The sequence below is a fragment of the Methylobacterium sp. 22177 genome (genome assembly GCF_052045615.1).
In the GTDB taxonomy this organism is placed as follows: Bacteria; Pseudomonadota; Alphaproteobacteria; order Rhizobiales; family Beijerinckiaceae; genus Methylobacterium; species Methylobacterium radiotolerans.
The window spans coordinates 68,556-85,277 of sequence record NZ_JBQEPK010000001.1; the positions used below are offsets into that span (position 1 = coordinate 68,556).

The window sequence follows — 16,722 nt, forward strand, 5'->3', positions numbered from 1 at the left end:
AGCTCCGACGGTTCAGAACCCCGGTCGCCGGCCGCGGCGGTCAGGGTTCTTCACTATCGATCGAAAGATCAGCCCGCTCTTCGCGGCGTCGGGGGCGACGCTCACGGCGAACGCGGTTCAGGTATGCGCGCAGTGCGGCCGGTCCGGACGTTTTGCGCTTGCTTCTTGTGCGGCGCACTTTAATTTGTGCGTTGCGAGATCGCGATGGCGTCGCGGTCTCGTTGCCCTTCTTGGGCGTTTCCTCCCTAGACTTCGGGCCGCTCCTTCGGGAGTGGCCTTTTTTCTGTCCGGTACAGCGTCACTCTTCTCTAGGAGCGGGTGGGCCGGGACCGCTATTCCGCGGCCATTTGGCGAGGGACCAGCTCGTCGAGCTCCCTGGCGACGTCGGTGATGACAGCGCGCAGGGCTTCGACCAGGCCCGGGAATCCGGCCGTCGTCGCGAGGCTGGCCTCGTTCATGTAGAGGCCCCGGTTCACCTCGATCTGGAGCGCGTGGCGGTCGAGGTTCGGCTCGCCGTAATGCTCCGTGATGAAGCCGCCGGCGTAGGGCTTGTTGCGCACCACGCGGAAACCCCGCGCCCGGAACGCAGCCTCGAACCCGTCGATCAGGACGGGGGCGCACGCCGTTCCGTAGCGGTCGCCCAGGACTACGTCCGCCTTCATGTCTGGATCGCGGCCCAGGCTCGAGGACGGCATCGAGTGGCAGTCGACGAGCATGCAGTGGCCGTGGGTGCGCGCCGTGCGCTGGACCAGTCCGCGCAGCGCGCGGTGATACGGCTTGTACAGATTCTCAATCCGGGCGGTCGCCTCGGCGACCGGCAGGCGGCGGGCGTAGATCTCCTGGCCGTCGGCGACGACTCGCGGCACCGTCCCGAGGCCACCGGCGACGCGCATCGACCGGGTATTGGCGAAGGGTGGAAGACGCCCTTCGAACATGCGCGGGTCCAGCTCGTAGGGCTCGCGGTTCACGTCGAGGAAGGCGCGGGGGAAGTTGGCACGCAGGAGCGGCGCCCCCAACTCGACGACCGACGCGAACAGGCGCTCGACGTGGGCGTCCTCGGAGCGGCGCAGGGTCAGCGCGTCGAGCCGCGAGGCCGCGATGAAGTCGGGGGGGTAGACGGCCCCGGAATGACCGGTATTGAAGACGAAAGGCAGGGTGTGCGCCGCGGGCTCGTCGACCGCGAAGGCCGGGGCAAATCCGAAGGCGTCTGGCTGTACCGGTTCGGTTGCAGTCATCGGCTGTTGGGCACCCCAGCGGTTGAACGAGGACGGCAGGCGCTCACTGTGGTGCGCGAACGATCGCCTGTCCACTCCGCACCGGCGGCTGACGCAGTCGCCCGGGAGACACGCGGCGCCGGCTGCGCGCTCCATCCTAACACCTTGTTTACCATCGCCTCCCTTTATGGGATCAACTTCTCGACTCGAAGGCTCGGATCCGGCCGATGAAAATCCTGCTGGCGGAAGACGACAACGATATGCGCCGGTTTCTGGCCAAGGCGCTGCAGAACGCGGGCTATGATGTCCTGTCCTTCGACAATGGCCTCTCCGCCTACAACCGGCTGCGCGAGGAGCCGTTCGAGCTGCTGCTGACCGATATCGTGATGCCCGAGATGGACGGCATCGAGCTGGCCCGCCGCGCCACCGAACTCGATCCCGACATCAAGGTGATGTTCATCACCGGCTTCGCGGCCGTCGCCCTCAACCCGGATTCGAAGGCCCCGAAGGACGCCAAGGTCCTGTCGAAGCCCTTCCACCTCCGCGACCTCGTGAACGAGGTCGAGAAGCTCCTGGCCGCCTGATCCTGCCCGCGCGTCGCCGACGGCGCGCGCGTTGCCCTGTGACCACAGGGGCATAGGCAAGCCGCGCCCCGCGCTCCTATATGTCGGGCGTTCACGGGCGGGGCGACGATCGCGATGCAGCCGGTCACAATCTACACCACGGCTTGGTGTCCCTACTGCTCGGCGGCCAAGAGCCTGCTGAAGGAGAAGGGCGCCGCCTTCCAGGAGATCGACGTCGAGCGCGTTCAGGGCGCCCGGACCGCGATGGTCGAGCGCGCCGGCGGCCGCACCAGCGTTCCCCAGATCTTCATCGGCGCCACGCATGTCGGCGGCTGCGACGACCTCTACGCCCTGGACCGGGCCGGCAAGCTCGACCCGCTGCTCAAGGACACGGCCGATGCCTGAGTCCCGCTTCACGGCGGCCTGCGTGCAGATGCGGTCGGGGCGGGACCCGGTCGCCAACCGCGACGCGGCCGTGGCGGGCGTGCGCGAGGCGGCGGCCCGGGGCGCCGCCTACGTGCAGACCCCCGAGATGACCTCCCTGGTCGAGCGGAGCCGCGAGCGCCTGTTCGCGCACGTCACCACCGAGGAGGAGGACCAGACCCTGGCGGCGCTCCGCGAGGCCGCGCGTCAGACCGGGACACTCGTCCAGATCGGCTCGATCGCGGTCAAGTCCGGCGACAAGATCGCCAACCGCGCCTACCTGATCGGCGCCGACGGCGAGATCCTGGCGTCGTACGACAAGCTGCATCTCTTCGACGTCGACCTGCCGAGCGGCGAGCGCTGGCGGGAATCGGCGACCTATTCCGGGGGCGCCTGCGCGGTGCTCGCCGAGACGCCTTGGGCCACGCTCGGCCTGACGATCTGCTACGACATCCGTTTCCCGGCCCTGTACCGTGCCCTCGCCGAAGCGGGCGCCGACGTTCTGACGGCCCCCGCCTGCTTCACCCGGCAGACCGGCGAGGCTCACTGGCACGTGCTCCAGCGGGCCCGGGCCATCGAGACCGGCGCCTTCGTGATCTCTGCGGCGCAGGGCGGACAGCATGAGGACGGGCGCGAGACCTACGGGCACTCGCTGATCGTCGATCCCTGGGGCCGCGTCCTCGCCGATGCCGGCGGGGCGGAGCCCGGGATCATCCTGGCGGAAATCGACCTCGCGCAGGTCGCCGAGGCCCGCGCCCGCATCCCCGCGCTGCAGCACGCCCGGCCGTTCACCGTCGACCGCGTGGGTCCGCGCGTTCAGGCCGCGCAATAGGCACCCCAGCAAGCAACAGAATGATCCGGTACAGTCTCGTCTGCGACACCGGGCACGGCTTCGAGAGCTGGTTCCCGTCCTCCGATTCCTACGACACCCAGGTCGCACGCGGCCTCGTGACGTGTCCGGTCTGCGACAGCGCCAAGGTCAGCAAGGCCCTGATGGTGCCGAGCGTCGCCCGCACGGATCGGGACCGCGCGCCCGCGCCGGTTCCCAGGGCGGACGCACCCGTGACCATGGTCGCCGAGCCGGAGCGTCAGATGCGGGCGATGCTGCGCGCGTTCCGGGAGCACGTCGTGGCGAATTCCGAGCATGTCGGGGCGCGCTTTCCCGAGGAAGCGCGCAAGATCCACTACGGCGAGGCGGAGGGGCGTTCGATCTACGGCGAGGCGAGCCCCGCGGAGGCGCGCGCCCTGATCGACGAGGGCATCGAGGTGGCGGCGATCCCGATCCTGCCCGACGACCGGAACTGAGCGGTTCCGCCGGCCGGGACGCGTCAGGGACGCAGGGCGGCGGTCCCCGCGAACGAGGCCAGCACGGCCGAGATCACGGCGCTCCAGCCGGCGAGCGACACGCCCAGCACCCGGAGCGCGGCCACCGAGCAGTCGACGACCTTCGTGGTCTGCAGGCTGTTGAGGAAGTCGCCGATCTGACCCGGATTGGCGCCGGTGCCGCCGCCGCAATCGGCGGGTCCGGGCCAGAAGCCCCATTCCGCGCCGGCGTGGTAGACCCCGATCCCGGCCCCGTAGAGGAGGCCGAGAGCGGCGAGCCCGAGGGCGATCCGCGCCAGACGCTCCGGCAGGAACAGGGCCAGCAGGCCCAGCGGTACGGCGGCGTAGTAGGGCAGACGCTCGGTCAGGCAGAGCTTGCACGGCGCGTAGCCGTATCCGTACTGGAGCACGAGCGCGGCCCCGACCGTGAGGGCGGAGGCGATCGCGAGCCAGAGGCCAGCGGTCTTGAGGCGCAGGGCAGCCGCCGTGTTCATCGCTACAGGATTACCTTAAAGAGCAGGAAGCCGAGGACGATGACGGCGACGGAGATCGCCGCGACCGCGTTCAGGTGTCGGTCGAGCACGCCGCGGATCTGCACACCGTAGCGCCCGAGCAATCCGGCGAGAATGAAGAAGCGGGCGCCGCGGGTCACGATCGACAGGATCGTGAACCAGAACAGGCTGTAGTGCGCGAAGCCCGACGTGATCGTGACGAGCTTGTAGGGGATCGGCGTGAGTCCCTTCAGCAGGATCACCCAGTGGCCGTAGCGCGCGTAGGAATCCTGGAACGTCGCGGCCGAGTTCTGCAGGCCGTAGAGGCGGATGAGCCACTCGCCGACGGAGTCGAACAGCAGGGCCCCGATGGCGTAGCCGACGAGGCCGCCGAGGACCGAGGCGACCGTCGTGATCGTGGCGTAGAGCCAGACCCGGTCCGGCCGGGCAACCGCCATCGGCACCAGCATCACGTCCGGCGGAACCGGGAAGAAGGAGCTTTCTGCGAAGGCCACGGCGCCGAGCGCGTAGGGCGCGGACGGCCGGTCACTGAGGGCCAGGATCCACGCGTAGAGCCGGCGGAGCATTCAAGGTCCCGATTTGAGCGATCGGCCGCCCTTTGAGCATAGGTGCGAGACCTTGGCCAGATCGACGACCCGCGCAAAAACAACACTTGGCCGGAGCTGCCGACCTATGCGAAGAGCCCCTGGCACGCGGGTATGGCGGAATTGGTAGACGCGGGCGACTCAAAATCGCCAGCCGCAAGGCGTGGGGGTTCGATTCCCTCTACCCGCACCAGAGCGCCACCGATCGACGCGGGACGCTGTCGGACTTCTCGACCGGATCCGCGTCGCGACGCATCGATCGATCCGTCGTGCAGCGCGATTCCGTCGCTCTGACGTCGCGCATCGCGTCCTCTATCTTCGCCGCCGCGCGGTCGTCAGGGCCGTTCGGCGAGGCGGGGCAGGGCGTGAACCAGCACGGAATTGTCGCGGTCCTCGGCGCCGGCATGGCCGGCGCGGCCGCAGCGCGCCGGCTCTCTCAGGCAGGGCTCCGCGTCCAGGTCCTCGATAAAGGGCGCGGGGTCGGGGGGCGCATGGCGACCCGGCGGGCCGGTGACATGCAGTTTGATCATGGCGCGCAGTTCATGCGGGCGCGCGGTCCCGCCTTCGCGGCTCAGCTCGAATGCTGGGCGCAGCGGGGCATCGTCAAGCCCTGGGCCGGCGCCGACCGGTATGTGGGTGTGCCCGGTATGACCGAGCCCGTCCGCGCCCTGCTCAGGGGGCTTCCGGTCTCGAGCGCCACGACCGTCGTGCGGCTTCGACGCGCGGGCCCGCGCTGGCACGTCGAGGACGCGTCCGGCACCGTCCACGGCCCGTTCGACGGCATCGCGATCACCTTCCCGGCCCCTCAGGTCGCGACGCTGCTCGACGCGTCGGGTGTCGCCTTGCCCGGCATCGGCCGCGCCTCCTACGCGCCTTGCTGGTCCCTCATGGTGGCAACGGACGCGTCGCCGCCGGATGTCCTGATCGAGCCCCGGACAGATCCGATCGGCCTGATCGCGCACGATGCCTCGAAGCCCGGGCGACCTGCCGGTTGCCGGCTGACGGTGCACGCGACGCCGGAATGGTCCCGCCGACACCTCGAGGCCGCGCGCGAGGCGGTCGTCGCCGAACTTCTCGAGGCGGCCGAGGACGTTCTCGGTACCGGGCTCCGGCCGTCGCACGCGGAGGCGCATCGCTGGCGCTACGCCCAGGTCGAGACGGCGCTCCAGAAGCCCTGCCTGTACGATCCGGACCTGCGCGTCGGCGCGGCCGGGGATTGGTGCCTCGGAGCCCGGATCGAGGCGGCCTACGACAGCGGCGAGGCGCTGGCCCGGGGCCTCATGGCCGATCTGGGCTGCCCCGCGTGATTCCGCCGATCGCCTTTCACCCGGCCTACGAGGCGCCGCTCCCGTCCGGCCACCGCTTCCCGATGCGCAAGTACGGTCTGCTCGCCGAGACGCTGGTCGCCAAGGGCCTGGCACCCCTGGGCTTCGTCACGCCGGAGCCGGCCAGCGCGGACATCCTGCTGCGCGCGCACGATCCCGCCTACGTGGACGCGGTGCTCGCCTGCGATGTCGGCCGCGAGATCGAACGGGCCATCGGCCTGCCGGTCGACGCCGCCCTGGTCCGTCGCGCGCGCGCGTCGGTGGGCGGCACACTCCTGGCCGGGCGCCTCGCCCTCGCGGAAGGGCTGGCGGGCAGCGCCGCCGGCGGCAGCCACCACGCGCGGCGCCAGCAGGGCGCCGGCTTCTGCGTGCTGAACGATGTCGCGGTGGCGGCCCGCACCCTCCAGGCCGAAGGTCTGGTCCGGCGCGTCCTCGTGGTGGATCTGGACGTGCATCAGGGCGATGGGACCGCGGATTGCCTCGCGCTCAGTCCCGACCTGTTCACGCTCTCGATCCATTGCGAGAACAATTATCCCGCCCAGAAGATCGCCGGCGACCTCGACATCGGTCTGCCCGACCGGCTCGACGATGCCGGCTACCTCGATGTCCTGCGCGCCCGACTGCCGCCGCTCCTCGACGCGTTCGCGCCGGATCTCGTCTTCTACAATGCGGGCGTCGATCCCCATCGCGACGACCGCCTCGGCCGTCTCTGCCTCACCGATGACGGCCTGCTCGCCCGCGATCGGTTCGTCGTGGCCCAGGCTCGTGCCCGCGGGATCGCCCTCGCCGCGGTGATCGGCGGCGGTTACACGCACGATGTCGATGCTCTGGCGCGGCGCCACGCCCTGGTCTTCGAGGCTCTGGCCGCCGAGGCGGCCGCGGAGTCGACTGTCGGGTGAGACCCCGCGCCTGGCGCCTGCGTGAGATGTGGAGTGAGACCCGATTGCATCACGCGATGGTCGATATGCAGTCTCCGGCTCCGCGAGAAAGGTTTTGGGAAGGGCTGCGGTCGAGGATGCAGGTCGGGCGGATAGATGAGGCGGATCCGCCGCTCGCATTCGATGACGCCGTTGAGGTTCGACCATGCTGGCGCGGGTCTGGGATGTGGTGAAGGCGACGCTGGCAGTGTCGGCCCTGATCGCTGCCGCGCTCGTCTCGGCGGACAAGCTCGATCGTCAGAAAACACAGGCGGTCGTCGGCGCAGCTCTGGTCGAGCCCGCGACGACCGGAGCGATCCTACCGGCCGGACGGCCGTGAGGGTGCCGGTCCCGGGCCACTGGCGACGCCCTGCGTCAGATTGAAACAAGCACGACGGGATATCTTCTCCGGCCTCGGCGTTCTCGCCGGACGCCGAGGCTTGGCCGCTCGCTGCACCCGATCCGCTCAGGAGACCTACCGCGATGAAATCTGCCCCCTTCGCTCTGGTCGCCGTCCTCGTCGGCGCGTCACCGACGCTGGCGGAGACGAGCGCCGACCGGGCTGCCTGCACGCCGGACGTGATGCGCCTGTGCGCGGCACAGATCCCGAACGCGGGAGCGATCACCCTCTGCCTGCGCGAGAAGCGGGGGGCGCTGAGCGGTGCCTGCCGGACGGTCGTCGACCGGTCCGAGCGGCCGGCACGCGAGATCGCGAATCGCCGATAGCGCGGCGCCTCTCCTGCCGGCGACGTGGCCGACCGCGACCGGTTATCACTGATCCTTCGATAGACCCGTCGCGCAGGCGTGTTCGGGCGGCTGCGACCGTACGAGCCGACCTTCGGGCGGACAGCCGACCGTGTTCTCAGATCGAGCGCTCGAACGCCGCCACGTAGGTCGCGGCGTCGCGGGCGACGTCGGCCGCCGCTTTGCCGGGCCGGTACAGATTGGACCCGAGCCCGAATCCGTCGGCACCCGCCTGCCGCCAGCCCGCGATGCTCTCGGGCATCACCCCGCCGACGGCCAGGACCCGCGTGTCCGGCGGCAGGACCGCGCGATGCGCCTTGAGCGCCAGCGGCGTCGCGACGTCCGCCGGAAACAGTTTCAGCGCGGTGGCGCCGGCCGCCAGGGCCGCGAAGGCCTCGGTGGGGGTCTGATAGCCCGGTAGCGAGACGAGTCCCGCCGCGACCGTCGCGCCGATGACGGCCGGATCGACGTTCGGCGACACCACGAGGGTCCCGCCGGCGGCGGCGACCTCGCCGATCTGCGACGGGGTCAGGACCGTGCCGGCCCCGACCAGCGCCCGCCCGTGCAGGCGCTCGGCGAGCACGGCGATGCTCCGCAGCGGGTCGGGCGAGTTGAGGGGCACCTCGACGAGGGTGAACCCGGCTCCGACCAGGGCCTCGCCGACATCCGGTGCCTCGTCCGGCGTGAGGCCTCGCAGGATCGCGACGAGCGGGCAGGCCACGAAGGCCGCCTCGAACCGCTCGAGGATCGTCATGCCCGCAGACTCCAGATGGCGTGGATACCGGCCGTGGTTGAACCGTCGGGGACGATCACCGGATCCCCGTTCGCTTCGGTGATGGCGGCCGCGTAGAGCGCCGCGAGGTGGCCGCCGCCCAGCAGGTGGACCGGGCGCCGCTGCAGGTCGTCCCGGGTGCCGAGATCGGCGCCGATCAGGATGCCGCTGGCATGGGCGGCGGCATCGCCGGGCCCGAGCCGTTCGAGCAGCAGGCCCGAGCGGACCTCGAACAGGGTAGCGGCGAGGTTCCGGGACGCGAGACCGCGGCGGACGCCCGCGCGGAAGCTCGTCCCGTCCTCGACGGCGCCGTCGAGGGTTCCCGCCAGGATGCCGTGTGTCCGGAGGAGGGCGAAGAATTCCCCGGTCATCACGGTGGTGAAATCGGTGATGGCCCCGTCGACCGTCTCGATCCACTTGTTGTGCGTGCCGGGCTGGCAGAACAGGGCCGTCGCGGGCGCCGCCCCCGCTCCGATCGCTCCGAAGACCTGGATCTCCTCGCCCCGCATGACGTCGGGACGCGCACCGTCCCGCAGGGCCACCCCCGGAACGATCCGGACGTCGGGGGCGGGCTCCAGGCAGGCATCGACCAGGGCGGCCAGGGTCGCCGGCGCGGCCACGTAGGGCGCCGCCTGCCAGCCGCGGTTGGAGCCGACCATGCCGACGGCGATGATGGGAAGCGCCCCGAACCGCGCGCGCAGGGCCGCGATCTCCCCCGGATACGCGTCGGGCGTCAGGGCAAGGATGCCGCGGTCGTCGCCCAAACTGTCGAGGACGGTTCCCGCTTCCGACATGGCGAAGGCCCGCCGGTTCGTCGTGCCCCAGTCGACGGCGATGTAGGCCGCGCGACCGACCATGCTGAAATCCCTCTAACGACCATGGTCTCGAATTGTCTGAGTTAAGTGGGAGCCGCGGCGCGGTCAAGCACGGTCCCGCCGACCGCATGACACGGGCCGCGACTGATATCACTCCCGGGGGATTGTCGCGCCGCCACGAGCGTTTGCGATGGACTGTGCCGTCGCGGATCGGCGATATGGCGGCAAGAAATCAAACCCGGGAGGGACACGCTTGGCACGGGATGTAATCCTGGCGACCGATGGCCTGACGATGGAATTCCGCGGATTCCGGGCCGTCAACGGCGTGGCGTTGCAGGTGGAACGCGGCACCATCCACGCCCTCATCGGGCCGAACGGCGCCGGCAAGACCACCTGCTTCAACTTGCTGACCAAGTTCCTGATCCCCACCGCGGGCACGATCCGCTACAAGGATCGCGACATCACCGGTCTGAAGGCGGCCGACGTCGCCCGTCTCGGTCTCGTGCGTTCCTTCCAGATCTCGGCGGTGTTCCCGCACCTGACGGTGATGGAGAATGTCCGCATCGCCCTGCAGCGGCGGCGGCGCGGCGATTCCTTCGACTTCTGGCGGGCCGAGCGGGTCCTGCGCGCGCTGAACGGCGAGGCGCTCGCCCTCGTCGAGGCGGTGGGCCTCTCGGACTTCGCCGACGTGCTGGCGGTCGAACTCTCCTACGGGCGCAAGCGCGCGCTGGAGATCGCCACGACGCTCGCCCTCGATCCCGAGATGCTGCTGCTCGACGAGCCGATGGCCGGCATGGGCCACGAGGACGTTGACCGGACCGCGGCCCTCATCCGCCGGGTCTCGAAGGATCGGACGATCCTGATGGTGGAGCACAACCTCTCCGTGGTCGCCTCCCTGTCGGATCGGATCACCGTGCTGGCCCGCGGCCAGGTGCTGGCCGAGGGCGACTACGCCACGGTCTCGAAGGACCCGCGCGTGGTCGAAGCGTATATCGGGGCGGGACATGCCTGAGGCGGCTCTCAAGGTACCTCCGGCGGCCGCGACCGGCGCGCTGCTGACCGTCCGCGGCCTCGAAGGCTGGTACGGCGAGAGCCACGTCCTCCACGGCATCGACATCGACGTGCGCGCAGGGGAGGTGATCACGCTGCTCGGCCGCAACGGCGCCGGCAAGACCACGACCCTGCGGGCGATCATCGGCATCCTCGGCAAGCGTTCGGGCTCGATCGTCTACGACGGCGTCGAGACGGTCCGAATGGCCTCGCGCAACATCGCGCGGCTCGGAATCGGTTACGTGCCGGAGGAGCGCGGCATCTTCGCGAGCCTGACGGTCCACGAGAACCTGATGCTGCCGCCGCGGGTGAAGCCCGGCGGCATGTCGGTGGCGGAGATCCACACGCTGTTCCCGAATCTCAAGGAGCGCGCCGGCAGCCAGGGCACCAAGCTCTCGGGCGGCGAGCAGCAGATGCTGGCGATCGGACGCATCCTGCGCACCGGCGCCAAGCTGATCCTGCTCGACGAGCCGACGGAAGGTCTGGCGCCGGTCATCGTCCAGCAGATCGGCCGGACCATCCAGCAATTGAAGTCCCAGGGCTATACCATCGTTCTGGTGGAGCAGAATTTCCGCTTCGCCCAGACTTTGGCGGACCGGCATTTCGTGATCGAGCAGGGACGGGTGGTCGACATGATCCCCAATGCCGAGCTTGACGCCAATATCGACAAGCTGCACGCCTATCTCGGCGTCTGAATCCCGTACGCGAAAACCGTAGAAGCGCCAGAAAACGGCGCCCCGATACTCGGCCGGCGGAGATCCGCCGCGCCGCTGGAGGATGGAAACGAAATGTTCGGACGCATCGCCCGGCCCGTGACCCTCGCTGCCCTCGCAGGTGCCCTGATGATGAGTACTGCGGCCGCGCAGACGAACGTGAAGATCGGCATCCTGGGCGACCGCTCGGGCGCCTATTCGGACATCAGCGGCGAGGGCTCGGTGGTCGCCGCGAAGCTGGCCGTCGAGGATTTCAAGCCGGAGCAGCACGGTCTGAAGGTCGAGATCGTCTCCGCCGACCACCAGAACAAGCCGGATGTCGGCGCGGCGATCGCCCGCCAATGGTACGACCGCGACGCCGTCGACATGATCACCGACGGGGTGACCTCCTCGGTGGCGCTGGCGATCAGCCAGGTCACCAAGGAGAAGAACAAGGTCTTCATCGACACCGGCGCCGGCACGGCGGATCTCACCGGGCCGCAATGCACGCCGAACACGGTCCACTGGGTCTACGACACCGTGGCGCTCGCCAACGGCACCGGCGGCGCGATGGTCAAGCGCGGCGGCAACACGTGGTTCTTCCTCACCGCCGACTACGTCTTCGGCCAGACCCTTCAGCGCGACACCAGCGCGGTGATCACCAAGAACGGCGGCAAGGTCATCGGCTCGGTGAAGACGCCCTTCCCGACCTCCGACTTCTCGTCCTTCCTGCTGCAGGCGCAGGGGTCGGGCGCCAAGGTGATCGGGCTGGCGAATGCCGGTACCGACACGATCAACGCGATCAAGCAGGCGGGTGAGTTCGGCATCACCGAGGGCGGGCAGGCACTCGCCGGCCTCCTGGTCTTCTCGTCGGATGTGCACTCGCTGGGTACCAAGGTCGCCCAGGGTTTGGTCCTGACGGAGCCGTTCTACTGGGACCTGAACGATCAGACCCGCGCCTTCTCGGACCGGTTCGCCAAGCAGATGAAGAACGCCTCGAAGCCGACCGCGAACCACGCGGGCGTCTACTCGGACGTGCTCCATTACCTGAAAGCGGTGGCCGAGCTGAAGTCGACCGCCGACGGGGCCGCCACGGTCGCCAAGATGAAGGCGATGCCGACCGACGACCCGCTCTTCGGCAAGGGCGTGATCCGCGCGGACGGCCGCAAGATCCACGACATGTACCTGTTCGAGGTCAAGAAGCCCGCCGAGTCGAAGGGCGAATGGGACCTCTACAAGAAGCTCGAGACCATCCCGGGCGACCAGGTCTTCCGGCCGCTCAACGAGGGCAACTGCCCGCTGGTGAAGGGCTGACGGTGGGATCGGGGCGCGGAGAACGGCCATGACCACGATCTTCGGTGTGCCGACGCAGGCCCTCTTCGGGCAATTGCTGCTCGGCCTGATCAACGGCTCGTTCTACGCGATCCTGTCGCTGGGGCTCGCGATCATCTTCGGGCTCCTCAACATCATCAACTTCGCCCACGGCGCGCTCTACATGATGGGCGCGTTCGTGGCCTGGATGCTGCTCACCTACGTCGGACTCGGCTACTGGTGGGCGCTGGGGCTCGCCCCGATCGTGGTGGGCGCGTTCGGCATCGTGCTGGAGCGGGTGCTGATCGCCCGGCTCTACAAGCTCGATCACCTCTACGGCCTGCTGCTCACCTTCGGTCTCGCGCTGATCATCCAGGGCCTCTTCCGCAACCAGTACGGCGTCTCGGGTCTGCCCTACGCGATCCCGGCCGAGCTGTCCGGCGGTCAGCGCCTGCCCTTCATGTTCCTGCCGAACTACCGGGCCTGGGTGGTGGTGGCGTCGCTCACCGTCTGCATCGCCACCTGGCTCGTCATCGAGAAGACCAAGCTGGGCGCCTACCTCCGGGCCGCCACCGAGAACCCGACCCTGGTCCAGGCCTTCGGGGTGAACGTGCCGCTGTTCCTGACGCTGACCTACGGGTTCGGCGTCGCGCTCGCGGGCTTCGCCGGGGTGCTGGCGGCGCCGATCTACTCGGTCAATCCCAACATGGGCGCCGACATCATCATCGTGGTCTTCGCCGTGGTGGTGATCGGCGGCATGGGCTCGATCATCGGCTCGGTGATCACGGGCTTCACCCTGGGCCTCGTCGAGGGGCTCACCAAGGTGTTCTATCCGGAGGCGTCGGCCACCGTGATCTTCGTGATCATGGTGCTGGTGCTGCTCGTCAAACCCGCCGGCCTGTTCGGGCGCACGGCCTGATCGCGATCTGAGGCACCCCCATGGCCGACACCGCCGCCCTCGACGCCGCCCCGATCGCCGCCGCCTTGCCGACGAGCCGGGACGACAAGGCGCTCCACCGCCTCATCTTCGTCGGTATCGCCGTGCTGCTCGTCGTAGCACCGCTGGTCCTCTACCCCGTCTACCTGATGAAGGTGCTGTGCTTCGCGCTGTTCGCGCTCGCCTTCAACCTGCTGCTCGGCTACGGCGGCCTGCTCTCCTTCGGCCACGCCGCCTATTTCGGCATGGCGAGCTACCTCTGCGCCTACACGGCTAAGAGCCTGGGCTTCACGCCCGAGCTGGCGATCCTCGCCGGCACGGTCACGGCCGCGCTGCTTGGGCTGGTCTTCGGCGCCCTGGCGATCCGCCGGCAGGGCATCTACTTCTCGATGATCACCCTGGCGCTCGCCCAGATGGTGTTCTTCTTCTCCCTGCAGGCGAAGTTCACCGGCGGCGAGGACGGCATCCAGGCGGTGCCGCGCGGCAACCTGTTCGGCGCGATCAGCCTCGCGGACGACCGGGTGATGTACGCGGTCGTGGCCGTGGTGTTCATGGCCGGGATGCTGCTGATCTACCGGATCATCCACTCGCCCTTCGGGCAGGTGCTGAAGGCGATCCGCGACAACGAGCCGAGGGCGATCTCGCTGGGCTACCGCGCCAGCCAGTACAAGCTCGCCGTGTTCGTCCTCTCGGCGACGCTCGCCGGGCTCGCGGGCTCCACCAAGGCGATCGTCTTCCAGCTCGCCTCGCTCACCGACGTGCACTGGTCGATGTCGGGCGAGGTGGTGCTCATGACCCTCGTCGGTGGCATGGGGACGGTGTTCGGTCCGATCGTCGGCGCGCTGGTGATCGTCACGATGGAGACGTACCTCGCGCAGTTCGGGGCCTGGGTGACGATCATCCAGGGCTGCGTCTTCGTGCTCTGCGTGCTGCTGTTCCGCGAGGGCATCGTCGGACTGATCGCCCGGATGATCCGCCGGCCGCTCTAGGGTCGGGCTTCCGGGCAGGTGCCGGTTGCACCGCCGCAACGCCGCTGTCGAGACCTGCACCAGGGTATGAAGGCTCACAACCCCTGGTGAGCTTTCGTTAACCAAGACTGCCCACCCTGACGGCTCCGCACTGTCAGGGGCTGCCATGAACCAGGATCGAACGCTCAGCATCGACGATCCCGCCCTCGACTGTCCGGTCGAGCCGGACGTGGTGGGCCGCCTGATCAAGGCCGATCCGGAGGGGGCCGCGTTCCTGCTCGACGGGATCCCGGAGGCGACCCGCGCCCGACTCGCCGTCTGGCTCTACGGCCGCAGCCACACCCACGCGATCGGCGTCCGCGTCGCCGCGACCTGCGAGGGCGCGACCCTGCGGCGGACCGCGGGCCTCGTCGGAAACGTCCTCTACGACCTGTCCCGCCGTCCCGTGGCGGCGGCGAGCCGCGGCGCGCGCGGCGGCACCGGCCGCATCTCCCTGGGCGGGTCGCAGCGCCGCGCCTGAAGAGACGGCTCGGCCGCCGCGATTGGATCGTCGCCGCGCAGGGACTATCCTGCGCGCCGATGACATCCCTGTCCGCGCCGTCCGTCCGCCGCCTCGATCCCGTGCTCGTCGACCGCATCGCCGCGGGCGAAGTGGTCGAGCGCCCGGCCTCGGCCGTGAAGGAGCTGGTCGAGAACGCGATCGATGCCGGGGCCCGGGCGATCGAGGTCACCGTCGAGGCCGGAGGGCGCCGGCTGATCCGGGTCGTCGACGACGGCCGCGGCATGACCCCGGACGATCTCGACCTCGCGGTCGAGCGGCACGCCACCTCCAAGCTCCCGGGCGGCGACCTCACGGCGATCGACACCCTCGGTTTCCGCGGCGAGGCCCTGCCGTCGATCGGCGCGGTGTCGCGGCTCGCCATCGTCACGCGGACGCCGGAGGCCGAGGCGGGGGCGAGCCTGACGGTCGAGGCGGGGCTGAAGGGTCAGGCCCTCCCGGCGCCGGCCCAGCGCGGCACCCGGATCGAGGTGACCGAACTCTTCGCCGCCACTCCGGCGCGGCTCAAGTTCCTCAAGTCGGACCGGGCCGAGAACGCCGCCATCGCCGAGACGCTGCGCCGCCTCGCCGCGACGCAGCCCGGAATCCGCTTCACCCTGAGGGCGGATGCCGGGCAGCCCCTGGTCCTGCCGGCCGAGACCGGAGCCGAAGCGGAGCTGCGCCGGCTCGCCGCGGTGCTGGGACAGGACTTCCTCGCCAACGCCCTGCCGGTTTCCCTGGCCCGGGAGGGCTTCGCGGTGACCGGCCATGTCGGCCTGCCGACCTACCACCGCGGCGCGGCGACCCACATCCACCTCGCGGTGAACGGCCGCCCGGTGCGCGACCGGCTCCTGCTCGGGGCGATCCGCGGCGCCTACGCCGATACCCTGGCGTCCGACCGGCACCCGGTCCTCGGCCTGACCGTCGCGTGCGACCCGGGCCTCGTCGACGTCAACGTCCACCCGGCCAAGACCGAGGTGCGTTTCCGCGAGCCGGGCCTCGTGCGGGCGCTGATCGTGAGCGCGATCCACGACGCCCTGCGCCGCGGTGGTGCCCGCTCGGCCACCACGGGCGCCGCGCGGACACTCGACGCCCTGCGGCCGGCCGGCCCACCGCTCGCGACCCACAGCGGCGCCACCGCACCGAGCCTGTTCCGGCCGACCCGTCCCGGCCCGTTCCCCAGCGGCGCGCCCTCGGTCGCGGCGCCGTCCGGTTACCGTCCGTCCACAGCGTGGCGGCCGGCGCCGCAGCCGGCGCGGGTCGAGCCGGCCGGCTTCGGCGAGTCCGCTCAGGCCGTCTGGAGCGGGCCTGAGTCCGTCGCCGTGGCGGCCCCGCCCCAGGCCGATACCCGCGTCGCCGACGAGGTCGCGGAGGCGCTCGATCATCCACTGGGCGCCGCCCGCGCGCAGATCCACGAGACCTACATCCTCGCCCAGACCCGCGACGGCCTCGTGATCGTCGATCAGCACGCCGCCCACGAGCGCCTCGTCTACGAGCGGATGAAGACTGAGCGGGAAGCCGGCGGCATCGCCCGGCAGGGGCTCCTGATCCCGGACGTCGTCGAGATGAGCCCCGAGGAGGCCGACCGGCTCGTCGCGGCCGCCCCGGATCTCGACCGGCTGGGCCTGTCCATCGAGGCGTTCGGGCCGGGGGCGGTGCTCGTGCGCGAGGTGCCGGCCGCGCTGATCGGTGCCTCGACGCGCGATCTCGTCACAGACATTCTCGACGCCCTGCAGGCCAGCGGCGACGAGGAGAGCGGCGTCGCCGCGACGGAGGGCGGCCCGCTCGGGCGGCGTCTCGACGCGATCCTGTCGCGCATGAGCTGCCACGGCTCGATCCGGGCCGGGCGCCGCCTCCGGCCGGAGGAGATGAACGCCCTCCTGCGCGAGATGGAGGCGACGCCCAATTCCGGACAGTGCAATCACGGGCGCCCGACCTCGATCGAGCTGAAGCTCGCTGACATCGAGCGGCTGTTCGGACGTCGTTGAGCGGGCGGGCGCACCGGCCCGGCTGGCGGACCGGACGGCGCCGGTC

At 70.1% G+C, this 16,722-nt stretch carries 20 protein-coding genes and 1 tRNA gene; 16 read left to right on the forward strand and 5 right to left on the reverse strand.

What is annotated here, in order from left to right; translation table 11 throughout:
• Positions 1–332: 332 nt before the first annotated feature.
• A complete protein-coding gene (locus ACTJK8_RS00350) occupies positions 333–1,235 on the reverse strand; it encodes an N-formylglutamate amidohydrolase (RefSeq protein WP_012317070.1) in 903 nt (300 codons plus the stop codon).
• Between the two features lie 206 nt (positions 1,236–1,441).
• On the opposite strand from ACTJK8_RS00350, the gene cpdR reads away from it, so the two are divergent.
• From cpdR to ACTJK8_RS00370, 4 genes are all read left to right on the forward strand, one after another.
• Positions 1,442–1,798 (forward strand): cell cycle two-component system response regulator CpdR, encoded by a 357-nt coding sequence (cpdR, locus tag ACTJK8_RS00355; RefSeq protein WP_003603128.1) that lies wholly within the window; start codon positions 1,442–1,444, stop codon positions 1,796–1,798.
• 114 nt (positions 1,799–1,912) lie between these two features.
• Positions 1,913–2,182, forward strand: coding sequence for a glutaredoxin 3 (grxC, locus tag ACTJK8_RS00360; RefSeq protein ID WP_012317071.1), 270 nt, complete (start codon positions 1,913–1,915; stop codon positions 2,180–2,182).
• Positions 2,175–3,032 carry a carbon-nitrogen hydrolase family protein gene (locus ACTJK8_RS00365; RefSeq protein WP_012317072.1) on the forward strand — a complete coding sequence of 286 codons (858 nt, stop codon included), beginning with the start codon at positions 2,175–2,177 and terminating at the stop codon, positions 3,030–3,032. Before grxC ends, ACTJK8_RS00365 begins: the two co-directional genes overlap by 8 nt.
• Positions 3,033–3,052: 20 nt before the next feature.
• On the forward strand, positions 3,053–3,505 hold the full coding sequence (locus ACTJK8_RS00370) for a DUF1178 family protein (protein WP_012317073.1): 453 nt from the start codon (positions 3,053–3,055) through the stop codon (positions 3,503–3,505).
• A 23-nt stretch (positions 3,506–3,528) separates the two neighbouring features.
• On the opposite strand, the gene ACTJK8_RS00375 is transcribed toward ACTJK8_RS00370, so the two are convergent.
• Entirely contained in the window at positions 3,529–4,017 is a 489-nt protein-coding gene (locus ACTJK8_RS00375) for a disulfide bond formation protein B (RefSeq protein ID WP_012317074.1), read from the reverse strand.
• A gap of 2 nt (positions 4,018–4,019) precedes the next feature.
• Positions 4,020–4,601, reverse strand: a complete 582-nt coding sequence (locus ACTJK8_RS00380; RefSeq protein ID WP_012317075.1) for a YqaA family protein — start codon at positions 4,599–4,601, stop codon at positions 4,020–4,022.
• Positions 4,602–4,727: 126 nt separating this feature from the next.
• Here ACTJK8_RS00380 and ACTJK8_RS00385 point away from each other — a divergent pair.
• From ACTJK8_RS00385 to ACTJK8_RS00405, 5 genes are all read left to right on the forward strand, one after another.
• A tRNA-Leu gene (locus tag ACTJK8_RS00385) sits at positions 4,728–4,812 on the forward strand.
• A 211-nt stretch (positions 4,813–5,023) separates the two neighbouring features.
• Positions 5,024–5,926, forward strand: coding sequence for an NAD(P)/FAD-dependent oxidoreductase (locus ACTJK8_RS00390; protein ID WP_043342882.1), 903 nt, complete (start codon positions 5,024–5,026; stop codon positions 5,924–5,926).
• A complete protein-coding gene (locus ACTJK8_RS00395) occupies positions 5,926–6,843 on the forward strand; it encodes a histone deacetylase family protein (protein WP_440761466.1) in 918 nt (305 codons plus the stop codon). Before ACTJK8_RS00390 ends, ACTJK8_RS00395 begins: the two co-directional genes overlap by 1 nt.
• 184 nt (positions 6,844–7,027) lie before the next feature.
• On the forward strand, positions 7,028–7,201 hold the full coding sequence (locus ACTJK8_RS00400) for a hypothetical protein (RefSeq protein WP_012317078.1): 174 nt from the start codon (positions 7,028–7,030) through the stop codon (positions 7,199–7,201).
• A gap of 143 nt (positions 7,202–7,344) precedes the next feature.
• Positions 7,345–7,587 (forward strand): hypothetical protein, encoded by a 243-nt coding sequence (locus ACTJK8_RS00405; RefSeq protein WP_012317079.1) that lies wholly within the window; start codon positions 7,345–7,347, stop codon positions 7,585–7,587.
• Between the two features lie 136 nt (positions 7,588–7,723).
• Here ACTJK8_RS00405 and ACTJK8_RS00410 read toward each other — a convergent pair whose 3' ends face one another.
• Together ACTJK8_RS00410 and ACTJK8_RS00415 are read right to left on the reverse strand one after the other, a co-directional pair.
• Positions 7,724–8,359: a 2-dehydro-3-deoxy-6-phosphogalactonate aldolase gene (locus ACTJK8_RS00410; protein WP_029359143.1), complete on the reverse strand. Its 636-nt coding sequence runs from the start codon at positions 8,357–8,359 to the stop codon at positions 7,724–7,726.
• Complete coding sequence (locus ACTJK8_RS00415) at positions 8,356–9,234, reverse strand: 2-dehydro-3-deoxygalactonokinase (RefSeq protein ID WP_024827898.1); 879 nt, start codon at positions 9,232–9,234, stop codon at positions 8,356–8,358. The genes ACTJK8_RS00410 and ACTJK8_RS00415 overlap by 4 nt, the downstream gene beginning before the upstream one ends.
• Positions 9,235–9,484: 250 nt before the next feature.
• Between ACTJK8_RS00415 and ACTJK8_RS00420 the strand changes: the two genes are divergently transcribed.
• The 7 genes from ACTJK8_RS00420 (at position 9,485) to mutL (ending at position 16,676) form a co-directional block, all read left to right on the forward strand.
• Complete coding sequence (locus ACTJK8_RS00420) at positions 9,485–10,204, forward strand: ABC transporter ATP-binding protein (RefSeq protein WP_373866298.1); 720 nt, start codon at positions 9,485–9,487, stop codon at positions 10,202–10,204.
• On the forward strand, positions 10,197–10,937 hold the full coding sequence (locus ACTJK8_RS00425) for an ABC transporter ATP-binding protein (protein WP_440761353.1): 741 nt from the start codon (positions 10,197–10,199) through the stop codon (positions 10,935–10,937). Before ACTJK8_RS00420 ends, ACTJK8_RS00425 begins: the two co-directional genes overlap by 8 nt.
• 93 nt (positions 10,938–11,030) lie before the next feature.
• Positions 11,031–12,248 carry an ABC transporter substrate-binding protein gene (locus ACTJK8_RS00430; protein WP_440761354.1) on the forward strand — a complete coding sequence of 406 codons (1,218 nt, stop codon included), beginning with the start codon at positions 11,031–11,033 and terminating at the stop codon, positions 12,246–12,248.
• Between the two features lie 28 nt (positions 12,249–12,276).
• Positions 12,277–13,164 carry a branched-chain amino acid ABC transporter permease gene (locus tag ACTJK8_RS00435; RefSeq protein ID WP_012317085.1) on the forward strand — a complete coding sequence of 296 codons (888 nt, stop codon included), beginning with the start codon at positions 12,277–12,279 and terminating at the stop codon, positions 13,162–13,164.
• Positions 13,165–13,184: 20 nt separating this feature from the next.
• Positions 13,185–14,171 carry a branched-chain amino acid ABC transporter permease gene (locus tag ACTJK8_RS00440; RefSeq protein ID WP_024827894.1) on the forward strand — a complete coding sequence of 329 codons (987 nt, stop codon included), beginning with the start codon at positions 13,185–13,187 and terminating at the stop codon, positions 14,169–14,171.
• 145 nt (positions 14,172–14,316) lie between these two features.
• Positions 14,317–14,670: a hypothetical protein gene (locus tag ACTJK8_RS00445; RefSeq protein WP_012317087.1), complete on the forward strand. Its 354-nt coding sequence runs from the start codon at positions 14,317–14,319 to the stop codon at positions 14,668–14,670.
• A gap of 59 nt (positions 14,671–14,729) precedes the next feature.
• Positions 14,730–16,676, forward strand: coding sequence for a DNA mismatch repair endonuclease MutL (gene mutL / locus ACTJK8_RS00450; RefSeq protein WP_076729226.1), 1,947 nt, complete (start codon positions 14,730–14,732; stop codon positions 16,674–16,676).
• The last annotated feature ends 46 nt before the right edge of the window (positions 16,677–16,722 follow it).

What these genes read in the sequence shown, in the direction of transcription:
- ACTJK8_RS00410 (WP_029359143.1), bottom strand. Translation starts at nt 8,359, where the DNA reads ATGACGATCCTCGAGCGGTTCGAGGCGGCCTTCGTGGCCTGCCCGCTC.
- ACTJK8_RS00365 (WP_012317072.1), top strand. Translation starts at nt 2,175, where the DNA reads ATGCCTGAGTCCCGCTTCACGGCGGCCTGCGTGCAGATGCGGTCGGGG.
- ACTJK8_RS00420 (WP_373866298.1), top strand. Translation starts at nt 9,485, where the DNA reads ATGGAATTCCGCGGATTCCGGGCCGTCAACGGCGTGGCGTTGCAGGTG.
- ACTJK8_RS00375 (WP_012317074.1), bottom strand. Translation starts at nt 4,017, where the DNA reads ATGAACACGGCGGCTGCCCTGCGCCTCAAGACCGCTGGCCTCTGGCTC.
- ACTJK8_RS00400 (WP_012317078.1), top strand. Translation starts at nt 7,028, where the DNA reads ATGCTGGCGCGGGTCTGGGATGTGGTGAAGGCGACGCTGGCAGTGTCG.
- ACTJK8_RS00435 (WP_012317085.1), top strand. Translation starts at nt 12,277, where the DNA reads ATGACCACGATCTTCGGTGTGCCGACGCAGGCCCTCTTCGGGCAATTG.
- ACTJK8_RS00415 (WP_024827898.1), bottom strand. Translation starts at nt 9,234, where the DNA reads ATGGTCGGTCGCGCGGCCTACATCGCCGTCGACTGGGGCACGACGAAC.
- mutL (WP_076729226.1), top strand. Translation starts at nt 14,730, where the DNA reads ATGACATCCCTGTCCGCGCCGTCCGTCCGCCGCCTCGATCCCGTGCTC.
- cpdR (WP_003603128.1), top strand. Translation starts at nt 1,442, where the DNA reads ATGAAAATCCTGCTGGCGGAAGACGACAACGATATGCGCCGGTTTCTG.
- ACTJK8_RS00390 (WP_043342882.1), top strand. Translation starts at nt 5,024, where the DNA reads ATGGCCGGCGCGGCCGCAGCGCGCCGGCTCTCTCAGGCAGGGCTCCGC.
- grxC (WP_012317071.1), top strand. Translation starts at nt 1,913, where the DNA reads ATGCAGCCGGTCACAATCTACACCACGGCTTGGTGTCCCTACTGCTCG.
- ACTJK8_RS00380 (WP_012317075.1), bottom strand. Translation starts at nt 4,601, where the DNA reads ATGCTCCGCCGGCTCTACGCGTGGATCCTGGCCCTCAGTGACCGGCCG.
- ACTJK8_RS00425 (WP_440761353.1), top strand. Translation starts at nt 10,197, where the DNA reads ATGCCTGAGGCGGCTCTCAAGGTACCTCCGGCGGCCGCGACCGGCGCG.
- ACTJK8_RS00350 (WP_012317070.1), bottom strand. Translation starts at nt 1,235, where the DNA reads ATGACTGCAACCGAACCGGTACAGCCAGACGCCTTCGGATTTGCCCCG.
- ACTJK8_RS00445 (WP_012317087.1), top strand. Translation starts at nt 14,317, where the DNA reads ATGAACCAGGATCGAACGCTCAGCATCGACGATCCCGCCCTCGACTGT.
- ACTJK8_RS00405 (WP_012317079.1), top strand. Translation starts at nt 7,345, where the DNA reads ATGAAATCTGCCCCCTTCGCTCTGGTCGCCGTCCTCGTCGGCGCGTCA.
- ACTJK8_RS00440 (WP_024827894.1), top strand. Translation starts at nt 13,185, where the DNA reads ATGGCCGACACCGCCGCCCTCGACGCCGCCCCGATCGCCGCCGCCTTG.
- ACTJK8_RS00430 (WP_440761354.1), top strand. Translation starts at nt 11,031, where the DNA reads ATGTTCGGACGCATCGCCCGGCCCGTGACCCTCGCTGCCCTCGCAGGT.
- ACTJK8_RS00370 (WP_012317073.1), top strand. Translation starts at nt 3,053, where the DNA reads ATGATCCGGTACAGTCTCGTCTGCGACACCGGGCACGGCTTCGAGAGC.